A 14183-nucleotide genomic window follows, 5' to 3' on the forward strand; every position below is an offset into this window, starting at 1 on the left:
ACCGAGCCCAGCGACCAGAACCCCGCACCGCGGGATCACGAAGAAGGTAACGGGGCTGGTGGTGGTCAGGGGGTGGTGGTTAGGGGGTGGTGGGGATGGATTGGGCCAGGCGGAGGCCTAGGTCTTCTATTTTTAGGGTGGGGTGGGAGCGGCGGCGGACGGTGGAGCCGATGGAGCGGGGGGCGTCGGCGTGGCCGCCGCCTCGGAAGATTCGGTAGGGGCCGTAGGTTGCGGGGTCGTAGAGGTCCCAGCACCATTCCCATTGGTTGCCGAGCATGTCGTGCAGGCCCCAGGGGTTGGGAGTTTTCTGGCCGGGTGGGTGCAGGTGGCCGTCGGAGTTGGCGGCGTGCCAGGCGATGTCGTCGAGGGGGCCGTAGCGGTAGGCGGGGGTGCCGGCGGTGCAGGCGTGTTGCCATTCGGCTTCGGTGGGGAGGCGGTAGCCGGTCGAGGTGGTGTCCCAGTGGACGTCTTCGCCGTCGATTGTGTACGCGGGGGACAGGCCGGCGTCCTTTGACAGCTGGTTGCATAGGGCAACCGACTCGTACCAGCTGATGTCCGTGAGCGGGAGACCGTCAGGCCGCGTCACCGGGTACCGGGCCAGCCGGAAGGCCGGCAGGTCGATGTGCCAGCGTCTGCCGGTGCGGTCGTCGCGGAGGAAGAGCAGGCCGGCCGGAATGTCCACCAGGTCGAGCATTGCCCAACCGTACGGCCGTCAGTAGAACTGGCGGACCTTCGGCCACAGCGTGGACCACGGCTCGGCGGGTTCGTCACACAGGACGAGCGCGGTGCCGTCCTCGTCGTTCGAGACGATGCTGTCGATCGTGCCGACCTGGGTGCAGTTGCGGAAGTACTGCTCGAAGCGCGGGGTCCGTTCGAGCTCGATGAGTAGGACCGGGCCAGTGTTCGAGTCCGGCGGGCGCCCCCAGTCCGCGAAGCTCATGTGCGGGGAGTACACCTGCGGCAGCCCGTACGAAGCGCCGTACCGCACCACTGCCCCGGCTTCACCGTAGTTGCCCGCGAAGAGCGTCGCGTTCGAGCGTTCCGCTGGCGGGATCTTCGCCCAAGCGGTGGCGATGGTCGAGACGAATGCGGGCCAGCCGATCTGCTCGCCCTGCTCCTTGTTGACCGGGATGACGACATCAGCCGCCGACGCGGGCAGGACTGGGAGCGTGAAGAGCGCCGACGTCAGCGCTGTCAGGACCAGCCCGACCACAGCGCGTACGCGATGCCGCTCGACCCAGCCGATGAGCGGTTCGCAGCCTGCGGCGACCAGGACGAGCAGGAGCGGCAGGGCGTAGTACGACTTGCCGCCAGTGGCCAGTACGACGACGCACAGCACCGGGTACGCCAACGCGATGGAACGCGCCCACGGGAGGTGGCGCCAGATGCGGAGGAAGCCGGCGATCCAGATGGGTACGAGGAACGGTGACAGCTGCAGGATCTGCAGTGGGATGAACATGATGCGGTTCTCGGTGCCGCCGTCCTCGCTGATGCCGCCAGCCACCTTCAGCTGCGGCCAGTCGTGCTGGAACTGCCAGAGGACGTTCGGTAGCGCGATGAGCCCCGCGAGGGCGACACCGGCGAGCAGCCACCAAGAGCGGAGTACGCGGCGTGGTCCGACGACCAGGAGCGCGATCAGCAGCGCACCGACTGGAAGCACGACCAGGTACTTGTTCTCCAGTGCGATGCCGACCGTAGCGCCCAGCGCCAGCCACCAGCGGCCGTCGCCGGTGCGGAGCAGTTTGGTCGCGAACAGACCGATCAGCATCCAGGCGAGCAGGTCGTACGTGGACGTGGACACCATGTGCCCGACGCCGAGCACGTACCCGGACACGGCGGCACACAGCGCCGCCAGCACCTGTCCGCGCCGGTGGCTGCCGAACTCGCGGGCGATCAGCGCGACCACGACGATTGTGGCGACCGCACTCAGCGTTGACAGCACCCGCAGGCCCATCACGGTGTCGCCGAACAGTGTGGTGGAGACGCGGGCGATCAGCGGCGTCAGCGGTGGCTGGTCGATGTACCCCCAGCCGAGATGATGTCCGGCGACCAGGAAGTACAGCTCGTCGCGGTGGTAGCCGTACCGGCCGGACAGCGCCGTCAGTACGGCACCGACGACCACCGCTACGGCCAGCACGGGTCGAGCGGCGAAAGCAGGCACCGACGGGCGGGTCATGCCCGGAATGGTGTCAGTCCAGAGGCTCCTCCACCAGATCATTCAGTACCTGAACCTCCCGCCCGCGATCCAGCAGCACCACCTGGCCGGTCAGGGTGTCGTCCTTGATGAAGCGCAGGACGTTGTCTGTCACGGTCTCGAGTGGGACGAGGGGTGGGCCTTGCTCTTCCGGTGGGAGTGCGGCGCGCTCCTGGAGGCCGCGCTCGGTGGCGACCCAGTCTGGTACGACGCAGTTGATCCTTGCTCTTTGCAGCCGTGGTGCGAGGGTCGTGGTGAAGCGGATGAGGCCTGCTTTCGCTGCGCTGTACTCGGGGGAGATGTGCGGTCCGAAGCCGATGCCTGCTGTTGAGCCGATGTTGACGATGACGCCGCCGGTGGACTCCATGGTGGGGAGGGCGAGTTGGGTGGCGAGCATGGGGGCGCGGAGGTTGAGGTCCAGGGAGGCCGACCAGCGGGCTGGGGTGGCGTCCGGGTAACAGGGTGTGAGTACGGCGCCACCGCCTGCGTTGTTGATCAGGATTTGTGGTTGGGATGTCATCAGCTCGGTCAGTGCGTGGTCGTTGCGGAGGTCGAGTTCGACGAAGCGGGCTGAGCGGCCGATCAGGTCGCGGGTGTACGTGCCGCCGGGTGCGTCGATGTCCGCGATGACGACGGATGCTCCGGCCGCGGCGAGGCGGATGGCGATGGCGCGGCCGATGCCCACGGCGGCGCCGGTGACGACTGCGAGCGTGCCGGCGATCTCCATAAACCCATGCTGTAGGACGGCGCCGACATTTTGGGGGAGATGATTGGATGGAGGTTGGCCGGATTACTCGTGAGGGGACCGCTGGCGTGGTGCTGCTGTACGAGCGGGTTTGTGGTCATGTGCTGGAGCAGCTTCGGCGTGGGGCGTTGCGGCCGGGGGACCGGGTGCCGTCGGAGATGGAGCTGGCGGCGCAGTTCGGGGTCAGCCGGATCACGTCCAAGCGAGCCCTGGAGGTGCTGCGCGAGGCCGGGCTGGTGGAGCGCATCCGCGGCAAGGGCACGTTCGTCGTACGGCGCCTGCCCGACCTGACCGATTTGAGCCTGCCACTCCGGCCGGGCGCGCGCCGGGATGCACGGTCGATCGCCCTGATCGTCCCGGACATGTCGGAGGCGTACGGGCTGGACCTGCTCAACGCGATCGAAGAGCGCTGCGCGGAGTACGGCGCCCACCTGGTCGTACGGCGGACGCACGGCCGCCAGTCCGACGAGGAGAAGGCTGTCGACTCGCTGGTCTCCACAGTGGACGGTCTAATCGTCTTCCCAGTGCACGGTGACTTCTACAACGCCAGCCTGCTGCGTCAGGTCCTCGACGGGTACCCAGTGGTGCTCGTGGACCGCCACTTGTCCGGCATCCCGGTAGCGGCCGTGCTCACAGACAACGTCGCAGCCGCCCGCGCACTGACAACCCGCCTGCTCGACCAGGGCCACGAACACATCGCCTTCGTCTCCCCACCTCCCGTGAACACCTCCTCCATCGAGGACCGGCTGGAGGGCTTCCGTACGGCGTTCAGCGGACGCGGGCATCCGTACGAGCTGACCGACCTCCGCAGCACGCTCCCAGGCTCAACCACCACCGACAGCGTCCGAGCGGACATGGAGGTACTACGTGCGTTCCGGGACAGCCGCCCAGAGGTGACCGCGTACTTCGCGTGCGAGTACAACCTGGCCCGCATGGTCGACCGGGCGCTCGGCGGGGACCGCGTGGTCGCCTGCTTCGACTCACCGGGTGACTCCATCGGCGGACCGCCGTTCCTGCACGTACGGCAGAACCAGACCGAGATGGGGCGTCGCGCCGTCGACCTCCTGCTCGCCCAACTGCGTGACGAACCGGTGCAGAACCTCTCGTACGTGCCGTTCGAACTGGTCGACCCGGAGCAGACCTGACTTTCGGCAGTAGGAGCTGGTGACTGCGACTGTGTAGCGTCTGCGCCATGATGTGGCGGCGCCTGGGAAGACGTGGGTCTGTGGGCCGCGGCCAGCCTGCTCGTACTAGGGGAGAGCGGCGCGCGACAGGACCCGTACTGGTTCCGGGCGGCCTGTCTCGCCGTATTGGCTATTGCGGTTGCAACGAGGCGTACTTGGCCACTGGCCGCGCTCGTACTCGTCGCATGGACCGAAATCATCGTTCTGGCCTTCGCGCTCGGTACGGCGAACGGTGTGCAGATCGCATTGGTGCCGGCGATCAGTCTGCTGAGCTACCTGGCTGGACGGCGCGAAACACAGCTCCGGCACTTCGTACTGCTCTGTGTCAGCTCGTTGGTCGGCATGCTGGTGCTCTCCCTGACCATGCGGAAAGACGCCCGCGCCACCGAGGCCGTACTCACCTGGCTGCTGATGCTCCTGCTAGCGCTACTGCTGGTGGTATTGCCGTGGCTGGTCGGGCGCTACCGGGCGCAGCAGGCTCTGCTGGCTACTGCCGGCTGGGAGCGGGCGGAGCGGATCGAACGTGAGCAGCAGCTGGAGATCGGCCAGGAACGGTTGCGCGAGCGGTCCAGGATCGCAGAGGACATGCACGACTCGGTCGGCCATGAGCTCAGCCTGATCGCGCTGCGCGCTGCCGCACTGGAGCTGGACCCGTCGCTGCCCGAGGAGCACCGCCGGGCCGCGGGAGAGCTGCGGGAGTCCGCGGCAACAGCAACCGAGCGGCTGGGCGAGATCGTCGGCGTACTGCGCGATCAGGATGCTCCGACGATGCCGCATGACGAGTCAGTGCAGGCACTAGTCGAACGAGCCGCCGCGTCCGGCCTGGCGGTTGAACTGATTGATAACGCTGACGGTGAGTTAGCACCGATGGTGGACCGCGCTGTGCACCGCGTCGTACAGGAGGCGCTGACCAACGCGAGCAAGCACGCACCAGGCGCTGCAGTCACTGTCACCGTCAGCTCCCGCGAGGACGCCGTACAGGTAGAGGTCGTGGACAGCGGTGCGACGCGGCCGGTGGACGCCCCGTCCGGTGGACATGGTCTGGCCGGTCTGCGCGAGCGGGTGCGGCTAGCTGGCGGCACGCTAACTGCTGGACCGCGTACGCCCAGTGGGTTCGCGGTGACCGCAACCATGCCGCGCGCGGGTGGCCGGCCAGAGCCGCGTACTGCGGCGGTAGAACGCGCCACAGTACGACGGAGCGCGCAACGCGGTCTGATCACTGCGATCGCCGCACCCGTACTGCTTGGCGCGGCTGTCGGGGCAGTTGCCCTTGGCTACTACCTCATCACCGGCTACAGCGCGATCCTGCGACCGGCCGAGTACGACGAGCTGACCGTGGGCCAATCGGAGGCCGACGTGGCGAAGGTACTGCCACGCATGGAGATGGTTGATCCGCCCACGGAGCGCAGCCAGCTGCCGGGCGAGTGGAGGTGCAGGTACTACCGGCCGGCCGAGCCGTTCTCCGCCACCTACGTGTACCGCCTGTGCTTCGCGGAAGGCGCACTGGTTGACAAAGCAGTTGTCCAGAGTGGATCGGTCACACCGACGCCGGAAGGAAACAGATGATCAGGGTGGTACTGGCCGACGACGAGGCGATGGTACGGGCCGGTGTCCGCGCGATTCTCGGCACTGACGACCAGCTCGAGGTCGTTGCCGAGGCAGCCGACGGGGTCGAAGCAGTTGAGGCGGTACGGAAGCATCGGCCCGATGTCGCCGTACTGGACATCCGGATGCCGCGGATGGACGGTCTGGCCGCTGGTGCGGAGATCCGGCGCACTTGTCCGGACACTGCGGTTGTCATCCTCACTACCTTCTCCGAAGACGCGTACATCGCTAGAGCGCTCGGTGACGGCGCAAGCGGGTTCCTGTTGAAGTCAGGCGATCCGCGGGAGCTGATTGCGGGGCTGAAGGCGGTTGCGGAAGGTGCTGCGTACCTGTCGCCGCGGGTGGCGCAGCGGGTGATCGCCGAGCTCAGCTCCGGTGCGGGAGGCGGTGCGATGGCACGGGCAGCTGCCGCGAAGGAGCAGGTCAGTGCGCTGACACCGCGGGAGTCGGAGGTACTCGGACTGGTCGGAGCCGGATTGTCGAACGCGGAGATCGCGGGGCGGTTGTACCTGGTCGAGGGGACGGTCAAGGCGTACGTCAGCGCGGTACTGCTCCGGCTCGGGGTGAAGAACCGGGTCCAGGCGGCGATCGTCGCGTACGAGGCTGGATTGGTGAGCTGAACAAACGCTCCGGGTGGTGACGTTGTGAGGACACCGGGTCATGGGATAGTGGACCCTCCCGGAGACCTCACCTCCGGACCACCAGCAAGCCTCAGGGGCCCAATCCGCCCCCTCTAGCAGAATCGGGGACTCAGGTCGTGACCGACTCGCACAACTCCGGACAGCACAAGGACCGGGAAGCGGCGGCGGCCGAGGTCCGGAGAATGTGGCAGCCGACCCCCTCCTGGACCCAGCCGGACCCGAACGCCGACGCCGAGACCGCCGAGGACACCGAGACCGACGCGCTGTCGGAGGACTTCTCCGCCGGCGACACCAACTGGTCCCGCCCGGCGAACCAGCCGGCCCCGTGGACCCAGCCGAGCCAGACTCCTCCCACTTCCTCCTGGGCCCAGCCTGCCGCTGACCCCGGTGCGGCGTCCTGGACGCAGCCGGAGGAAGAAGAAGACGACGCGCTGTCGCGACCGACTGCCGCACCCGCGGCGGATGACGCGGACGCTGGTTCCGAGCAGAGCAGCCCGGCGATCGGCGGGTCGTCGTTCTACAGCGCTGGCGGGAGTTTGGGGTCGGACCGGGACGGCGCCGGGCAGCCGACCGCAGGTGCCGAGCCCGGCGAAGGCGGCCAGGCAGGTCAGCCTGGGCAAGCGGGGCAGGCGGGGCAAGGCGCTCAGGCCGGTCAGAGCGGTCTGGCTGGGCAAGACGCGCAGGCCGGCCAAGCAGGTGCGGGCGGGCAAGGCACGCAGTTCGGGCAGGCCGGGCAAGACGCACCGTTCGGGCAGGGCGGGTCCGCCGGTCAAGACGCACAGTTCGGGCAGGGCGGGTCCGCCGGTCAAGGCGCACCGGCTGGACAGGGCGGTGCGGCCGGGCAGGGTGGACAGCCCGGTGGGCAGGGGTTGTCGCCGGCGGCTCAGGCGTTTTTCCCGCAGGGGGTGCCGGGGCAGCAGCATCAGCAGCCGCAGAATCTTTCGTACCGGTCGGATGAGCTGTTGCAGGCGCTCCCACTGCCGCGGGAGGCTCCGGCCGAGCGGGGCGTACGAAGTGTGCTGAAGCTGCGTCCGGGCAGCGCCGAACGGTCCGAGCGGATCGCCCGTGCGACTGCCGCTACCGCCTTCCGCCGGCCGGTGACGATCGTCGTCGCCAACCCGAAGGGTGGTTCCGGCAAGACGCCGACCACGCTGCTGCTGTCCGGCGCGCTCGGCCAGGCCCGTGGCGGCGGTGTGGTCGCCTGGGACAACAACGAGCTGCGCGGCAACATGCACCTGCGTACGCACGACACCAACTCGCGCTCCACCGTCACGGACATGCTGCAGGCAATGCCGATGCTGACCCAGCCGGACGCGCGGCTCGGTGACGTGGCGGCGTACCTTCGGCACCAGGTGTCGGGCCAGTACGACGTACTGACCTCCGCGACCACGACGTACGCGCAGATCGAGGCCAAGGACTTCGACCAGATCCACCGCCTGATGAGCCGGTTCTACAAGGTCCTGGTGATCGACACCGGGAACAACGAGGGCTCCAGCAACTGGCGCGAGGCGATGAAGGCGGCCGATGCCCTGGTCATCCCGATCAAGTGGAAGAGCCTGTCCTGCGCCGCGGCCGTGCAGATGCTCGAGGAGCTGGACAACCAGGGCCCGGAGGCGCAGCGGCTGATCCGCCGCGCCGTGATCGCGGTGTCGAACGGTCCCGGCGACGTCAACAAGGAGGTCGAGAAGCAGCTCCGGCCGTACTTCGACTCCCGCGCTGCCGCCGTCGTGGACATCCCGACCGACATGCACATCGCCGCCGAGGGCCCGCTGGACCACTCCGCGCTGCAGCCGGCCACCCGGCGCGCCGCCCTGGAGCTGGCGGCCAAGGTGTCCGAGCAGATCACGAAGTCGCTCAACACTCCGCGCTGAGGACAGCAAGACTCAGCCGGCTGAGGCGGTCCGGATCGGCCACCACGTCGTACGACGTGATCCGGTCCGCCTCACTGGTGAACGAGATCGCCAGGAACAACCGCCCGCCCGGTGCCAGCACCAGTCCGACCTCGCCGTTGACCAGTGCGAGCTCAGCCAGCTGAGAGCGCTTGGACAGCAGCACTGTGCCTTCGGCAACTGCCTGCGCACCCCGGAGCTCGGCAGACATCCCAGGAGCCAGTGCGGCCGGGTCGACGCGTCGTACGACATCTGGGTCCAGCACAGCGAGTACGGCAGCAAGGTCCCCTGCCCGTGCCGCATCCAAAAATGCCGACACCACGCGACGCTGCCGAGCCAGTTCGGTCGGCGAAACGACCGGTGTGCCCTGTACGCGCTGCCGTGCCCGACTAGCCAGCTTCTTGGTGGCCACTGGTGTCCGCTCCACGATCGGAGCGATCTGCGCGAACGGTACGGCGAACATGTCATGCAGTACGAATGCGATCCGCTCCGCCGGCTCCAGCGCGTCCAGTACGACAAGCAGCGCCCGGCTGACCGAATCCGCAACCAGCGCCTCGTCTTCCGGCGTACGGCGTACCGCAGGCACTTCCTGCAACTCATCAGGACCGGACAGCTGCTCCGGGCGGATCTTGCGGGCTCGCAGTACGTCCAGGCAGATCCTGGTCACCACAGTGCGCAGCCAGCCGCCCAAGTTGTCCACACCGTCCGAGCGGTCCAGCCGAATCCAGGCCTCCTGCACCGCGTCCTCAGCCTCGGCGTGCGACCCCAGCAGCCGGTAGGCGACCGCCTCCAGCTTGCCGCGCTCCGCCTCGAATGCCTCGATCAGTCCGTCACTCACCGGTCACCTTTCCACACCGTTCGCCGTCACCCAGTCTGACGACCACGAGACAACGAAGGTGACCACAGTGCTCCATCTGGACTGCAGCGCAAACCACTCCGCCGAGTCGGTCTCCCGACGGCTGACCCGCGAATACGCGGATCGCTGGCTCGCAGCACACAGCTCGGCCGACTACCACTACCGCGACCTCGCAGCCGACCCGATCACCCCGATCGACACCGCGTACTGCCAGCTCGGCCGCCGCTCCGAGAGCCTCGGCACGCTGCCGACAGAGGCGATCGAGGAGCTGGCCGAGACACCTGCCGAGAAGGAGGCGTGGCGGCTCACCAAGCCGTTGATCGACGAGGTGCGGTCGGCCGAGCTGCTGCTGATCGGCACACCGCTCTACAACTACTCACTGCCCGGAGCGCTCAAGACCTGGATCGACCGCGTCAGCTTCCCGGGAGCGTTCACTGGCGGCGTACTCGAGGACACCCAGGTGGTCGTCATCACGGCCAGTGGGGGAGCGTACGGCGCCGGCTCCCCGCGCGAGGGCTGGGATCACCAGACGCCGTACTTGCGGGCGTACTTCACCAACCACGGCGTCCGAGACCTCAAGTTCATCCAGGCTGAGCTCACCCTGACCGGTCTGGTCGACAGCCTGGCTTACCTGAAGCCACTGGCCGACGCGTCGCTGGCTCAGGCTTGGGATGAGGTGACCTTAGCCTCCACCTGAGGTTGAGGGCGGCGCTTCTTCAGCCGGTGCCGCACGACCTCGACCACCAGCGTCACGCCGAGCGCCAGGCCGATGCCGAGGACGACTCCCTTCAGGGGGTTGTCCTCGAACGCCTTCCCGCCGATGTAGCCGACCAGCGTGCAGTACACGCCCCAGCTGATCGCCGCGAGCGCCGCGTACGGCGAGAACCGGCGCAGCGGGTACCGCACCGAGCCCATGGTCAGCGTGACGGCGGTCCGTCCGCCGGGGACGTACCGCGCGACCACCAAGACCAGTCCGCCCCGCTCGGCGAGTGCGGTACGTGCCCACACCACGGCGCTGTGCCGCTTGGTCCCCGGCTTCACCCGGTCGAGCATCCGCCCACCAGCACCCCGCCCGAGCGCGTACGAGATGTGATCGCCGATGAAGGCACCGACAGCCGCGACCGCGATCACCGCGAACAGGTTCGGCTCACCGGTCGACGCCGCGAACACACCGGCCGTGACGACCAGAGTCTCGCTCGGTACCGCTGGGAAGAACCCGTCCAGCGCCGCGAACCCCCACAACGCGAGGTAGATCCACCACGAAGACATCAGTTCGCCCGCAAAGTGCAGGATCGCGGAACTCATCCACGTCCTCGCTTCGCTCCGGGCGCGGATGAGGCACGAGTCGCCCTGTGTTGGATGATGACCTCGCTTCGCTCGCTCATACCGTTGAACCTATGAACAGAGACCAGGTCGGCACATCGGACGAGCGGCTGGTCCCGACCCCTACTTTCGTCAGGTCTGTCGATACCATCTGTGCGTGACCGGCAATTCCGCCGGGCAAGACCCTTGAGGAGTGAACGTGTCGGAAGTCAAGGTCCATCTGGTCGGCGTCGAGGGCGAGGCTGAGCGGAGTGTGACCGAGACGACGACGATCGGGGAGCTGTTCGCCGGGATCTTCGGCCAGGACCGCTCCGCCATCGCCGCCCGGGTCAACGGAGAGCTGCGGGACCTGTCCCGGGTGGTCGCGGACGGCGACCAGATCGAGCCGGTCAAGGCCGCCTCGGCCGACGGCCGGGCGATCATCCGGCACTCGACCGCGCACGTCCTCGCGCAGGCCGTCCAGGAGGTCTTCCCGGACGCCAAGCTCGGCATCGGCCCGCCGGTGGAGAACGGGTTCTACTACGACTTCGACGTCGAGACCCCGTTCACGCCGGAAGACCTCACCACGCTCGAGAAGAAGATGCAGCAGATCATCAAGGAGCGGCAGCGGTTCAGCCGCCGGGTGGTCTCCGACGACGACGCGCGCACCGAGCTGGCCCAGGAGCCGTACAAGCTCGAGCTGATCGGTATCAAGGGCTCGGCGGCGGACGCGGCCGAGGGCGCGAGTGTCGAGGTCGGCGGTGGCGAGCTGACCATCTACGACAACATCCGGCGCGACGACAGCGTGGCGTGGAAGGACCTGTGCCGCGGCCCGCATGTCCCCGCCACCGGGTACCTCGGCAACTTCAAGCTGATGCGGACGGCCGCGGCGTACTGGCGGGGGAGTGAGAAGAACCCCCAGCTGCAGCGCATCTACGGCACCGCCTGGGAGAGCCGGGACGAGCTCAAGGCCTACCTGAACCGCCTGGAGGAGGCCGCCAAGCGCGACCACCGCAAGCTGGGTACGGAGCTCGACCTGTTCAGCTTCCCGGACGAGATCGGCTCCGGTCTGGCCGTGTTCCACCCGAAGGGCGGCGTGCTGCGCAAGGTGATGGAGGACTACTCCCGCCAGCGCCACGTCGAGGACGACTACGAGTTCGTGTACTCGCCGCACATCACCAAGGGACAGCTGTTCGAGACGTCGGGCCACCTGGACTGGTACGCCGACGGCATGTACCCGCCGATGCACCTGGACGAGGAGCGGGGCGCGGACGGGCAGATCCGCAAGCAGGGCCAGGACTACTACCTGAAGCCGATGAACTGCCCGATGCACAACCTGATCTTCGCGGCGCGCGGCCGTTCGTACCGGGAGCTGCCGCTGCGGCTGTTCGAGTTCGGCACCGTGTACCGGCTGGAGAAGTCCGGTGTCGTGCACGGGATGACCCGGGCGCGTGGGTTCACCCAGGACGACGCGCACATCTACTGCACGCGGGAGCAGATGCGCGACGAGCTGCGCAACCTGCTGACCTTCGTCCTCGGGCTGCTCGCCGACTACGGTCTGGACGACTTCTACCTGGAACTCTCCACCAAGAACCCGGAGAAGTTCGTCGGCTCCGACGAGGTCTGGGAGGAGGCCACCGAGACGCTCCGGGAGGTTGCCGAGGGCTCCGGTCTCGAGCTGGTCCCGGACCCGGGCGGCGCGGCCTTCTACGGCCCGAAGATCTCCGTCCAGGCCAAGGACGCGATCGGCCGGACCTGGCAGATGTCGACGATCCAGCTGGACTTCAACCTGCCGGAGCGGTTCGAGCTGGAGTACACCGCGCCGGACGGCTCGCGGCAGCGGCCGGTGATGATCCACCGGGCGCTGTTCGGCTCGATCGAGCGGTTCGTGGCGGTGCTGACCGAGCACTACGCCGGCGCCTTCCCGCCCTGGCTGGCCCCGGTCCAGGTGATCGGCATCCCGATCACCGACGGCCACGTCGACTACCTCTTCGAGATCGGCAAGCAGCTGAAGGCGGAGGGCATCCGGGTCGAGGTGGACGCCTCCGACGACCGGATGCAGAAGAAGATCCGGAACGCGCAGAAGGCCAAGACGCCGTACATGCTGATCGCCGGTGACGAGGACATGGCCGCCGGTTCGGTCTCGTTCCGGTACCGGGACGGTACGCAGAAGAACGGCGTACCGATCGCGGACGCGGTCGCCGAGATCGTCGAGGCCGTCAAGAAGCGCGTCCAGGTATGACCGACGACCATCCCGACTCGCCGTACCAGCCGGAGGAGCTGGTACGGCAGGACGGGGTCGGCGTACCGGACCCGTTCATGCGGCTGTGGACGCCGCACCGGATGGCGTACATCGAGGGTGAGAACAAGCCGACCAGCGCCGAGGCGGGTTCGGGCTGCCCGTTCTGCCGGCTGCCGAGCCAGCCGGACGCCGACGCGCTGATCGTGCATCGGGGCGACGCGGCGTACGCGGTGCTCAACCTCTACCCGTACAACCCGGGTCACCTGATGGTCGTCCCGTACCGTCACGTCGCCGACTACACCGAGCTGTCCGACGCCGAGGTCGCTGACGTCGCCACGCTCACCCAGCAGGCGATGCAGGCCGTGCGCACCGTCTCCGGCGCGCACGGCTTCAACATCGGCATGAACCAGGGCGAGATCGCGGGCGCCGGCATCGCCGCGCACCTGCACCAGCACGTCGTACCGCGCTGGGCCGGCGACACCAACTTCATGCCCGCGATCGCGCACACGAAGGTCCTGCCGCAACTCCTGACCGACACCCGCGCCCTGCTCGCGAAGTCCTGGCCCTAAGTACTACTCGCCGAACAGCTTCGGGTCGCTGTTCTCGTGCCAGGCGAACGGCACCGGGTCGGGGAACGTACCCGGTGCCTTGCCGAGGCCCTGGATTGCGGTCGCGCCGTGCCCGACCGCGTACAGGTACCCGGCGCCGGTGTCCTTGTCGATCCCGAGCAACAGCGTGCCGTTGGTGCCGCACCGCGCGCCCATCATCGCCTCGAAGCCCTGCCAGGTGGCGCTCCTGACCTTCTTCACCACCGGCTTCATCGGCGACGCGGTCGGGATGTGTACGGTCAGCAGCGCACCGTCCTTCCCATTCATCAGGAACGTGTCGTACGTCTTCGTCTGGCTGATCAGAGCCATGCTCTTCACGCCCGCGTACCCACCGGCGATCCCACTCGGCTTCCAGGACTGCCGGCCGGCCGTGGACGTGATGTTCCACCGGTGCAGCGTGCCGTCGGCCGCCAAGCCGTACGCCGTTTGCCGCTCGGTCGTCGGCGACAACAGCACCTGCGACCGCTCGATCGCGCGGTACCCACCCCAGCCGCCACCGATCCGCGTCCAGTGCGGGTACAGCCCGCCGTTGCTGGTGATCGCGTACTGCCCTTCGTACAAGACGTTCTGCGTGTCGACGACCAGCCCGTGATGGCTGATGTCCGGGTTCTCCGCGCCGCGCCCCTTGAACCAGCTGCTGCTCATCCGCACCAGCCCCGCCGGCCAAAGGCCCTTGGCGACGGTTCGGTTCTCGGTCCGCTTGATCGGCTTCGTCGCGGCGAACGTCTGAATCCGGTGGTCGCCCTGAGCAGTCATCGCCCCGGCTGAGATCCGGCAGGCCGTCGCGGCCGTCGCGGCCGTTGCGACCGTTGCGGTCGTTGTGCGCTGAGCTGCCGTCGCCGGTGTCGCCGCCAACAGCGCGAAAGTGAGTACGCCGGCCGCCGGCAGGCCCCCGTACTTGGTCCAGGTAATCATTG

At 68.1% G+C, this 14183-nt stretch carries 13 protein-coding genes; 7 read left to right on the top strand and 6 right to left on the bottom strand.

Annotated features, from left to right (window positions below):
• Positions 1-79: 79 nt before the first annotated feature.
• The 3 genes from ABD260_RS33275 to ABD260_RS33285 are packed head-to-tail and all read right to left on the bottom strand — an operon-like array spanning position 80 to position 2921.
• Positions 80-694, bottom strand: a complete 615-nt coding sequence (locus ABD260_RS33275; protein ID WP_344240146.1) for a formylglycine-generating enzyme family protein — start codon at positions 692-694, stop codon at positions 80-82.
• An 18-nt stretch (positions 695-712) separates the two neighbouring features.
• Positions 713-2176: an ArnT family glycosyltransferase gene (locus tag ABD260_RS33280; protein ID WP_344240148.1), complete on the bottom strand. Its 1464-nt coding sequence runs from the start codon at positions 2174-2176 to the stop codon at positions 713-715.
• Positions 2177-2189: 13 nt separating this feature from the next.
• A complete protein-coding gene (locus ABD260_RS33285; RefSeq protein ID WP_344240150.1) occupies positions 2190-2921 on the bottom strand; it encodes an SDR family NAD(P)-dependent oxidoreductase in 732 nt (243 codons plus the stop codon).
• A 47-nt stretch (positions 2922-2968) separates the two neighbouring features.
• Between ABD260_RS33285 and ABD260_RS33290 the strand changes: the two genes are divergently transcribed.
• The 4 genes from ABD260_RS33290 to ABD260_RS33305 all read left to right on the top strand — a co-directional run bounded on the left by ABD260_RS33290 (position 2969) and on the right by ABD260_RS33305 (position 8240).
• A complete protein-coding gene (locus tag ABD260_RS33290) occupies positions 2969-4084 on the top strand; it encodes a LacI family DNA-binding transcriptional regulator (protein WP_344240152.1) in 1116 nt (371 codons plus the stop codon).
• Positions 4085-4156: 72 nt separating this feature from the next.
• Positions 4157-5689 (top strand): sensor histidine kinase, encoded by a 1533-nt coding sequence (locus ABD260_RS33295; protein ID WP_344240154.1) that lies wholly within the window; start codon positions 4157-4159, stop codon positions 5687-5689.
• Positions 5686-6348 carry a response regulator transcription factor gene (locus ABD260_RS33300; RefSeq protein ID WP_344240155.1) on the top strand — a complete coding sequence of 221 codons (663 nt, stop codon included), beginning with the start codon at positions 5686-5688 and terminating at the stop codon, positions 6346-6348. Before ABD260_RS33295 ends, ABD260_RS33300 begins: the two co-directional genes overlap by 4 nt.
• Before the next feature lie 137 nt (positions 6349-6485).
• The gene (locus tag ABD260_RS33305) at positions 6486-8240 is read left to right on the top strand and encodes a MinD/ParA family ATP-binding protein (protein WP_344240157.1); all 1755 of its coding nucleotides are present in this window, start codon (positions 6486-6488) and stop codon (positions 8238-8240) included.
• Here the strand turns inward: ABD260_RS33305 and ABD260_RS33310 are convergent.
• Positions 8224-9096: a sigma-70 family RNA polymerase sigma factor gene (locus ABD260_RS33310; protein WP_344240159.1), complete on the bottom strand. Its 873-nt coding sequence runs from the start codon at positions 9094-9096 to the stop codon at positions 8224-8226. The genes ABD260_RS33305 and ABD260_RS33310 overlap by 17 nt on opposite strands.
• A gap of 58 nt (positions 9097-9154) precedes the next feature.
• Between ABD260_RS33310 and ABD260_RS33315 the strand changes: the two genes are divergently transcribed.
• The gene (locus tag ABD260_RS33315; RefSeq protein ID WP_344240161.1) at positions 9155-9811 is read left to right on the top strand and encodes an FMN-dependent NADH-azoreductase; all 657 of its coding nucleotides are present in this window, start codon (positions 9155-9157) and stop codon (positions 9809-9811) included.
• On the opposite strand, the gene ABD260_RS33320 is transcribed toward ABD260_RS33315, so the two are convergent.
• Complete coding sequence (locus tag ABD260_RS33320) at positions 9775-10419, bottom strand: DedA family protein (protein WP_344240163.1); 645 nt, start codon at positions 10417-10419, stop codon at positions 9775-9777. The two genes, ABD260_RS33315 and ABD260_RS33320, sit on opposite strands and share 37 nt — an antisense overlap.
• Before the next feature lie 217 nt (positions 10420-10636).
• On the opposite strand from ABD260_RS33320, the gene thrS reads away from it, so the two are divergent.
• Both thrS and ABD260_RS33330 read left to right on the top strand, forming a co-directional pair.
• Positions 10637-12658: a threonine--tRNA ligase gene (gene thrS, locus ABD260_RS33325; RefSeq protein WP_344240165.1), complete on the top strand. Its 2022-nt coding sequence runs from the start codon at positions 10637-10639 to the stop codon at positions 12656-12658.
• The gene (locus tag ABD260_RS33330; RefSeq protein ID WP_344240167.1) at positions 12655-13227 is read left to right on the top strand and encodes an HIT family protein; all 573 of its coding nucleotides are present in this window, start codon (positions 12655-12657) and stop codon (positions 13225-13227) included. The genes thrS and ABD260_RS33330 overlap by 4 nt, the downstream gene beginning before the upstream one ends.
• A gap of 3 nt (positions 13228-13230) precedes the next feature.
• Here the strand turns inward: ABD260_RS33330 and ABD260_RS33335 are convergent, their stop codons facing one another.
• Positions 13231-14181: a hypothetical protein gene (locus ABD260_RS33335; RefSeq protein ID WP_344240168.1), complete on the bottom strand. Its 951-nt coding sequence runs from the start codon at positions 14179-14181 to the stop codon at positions 13231-13233.
• Positions 14182-14183: the final 2 nt, after the last annotated feature.

Origin of the sequence: Kribbella hippodromi (genome assembly GCF_039531045.1) — a bacterium.
Lineage (GTDB): Bacteria > Actinomycetota > Actinomycetes > Propionibacteriales > Kribbellaceae > Kribbella > Kribbella hippodromi.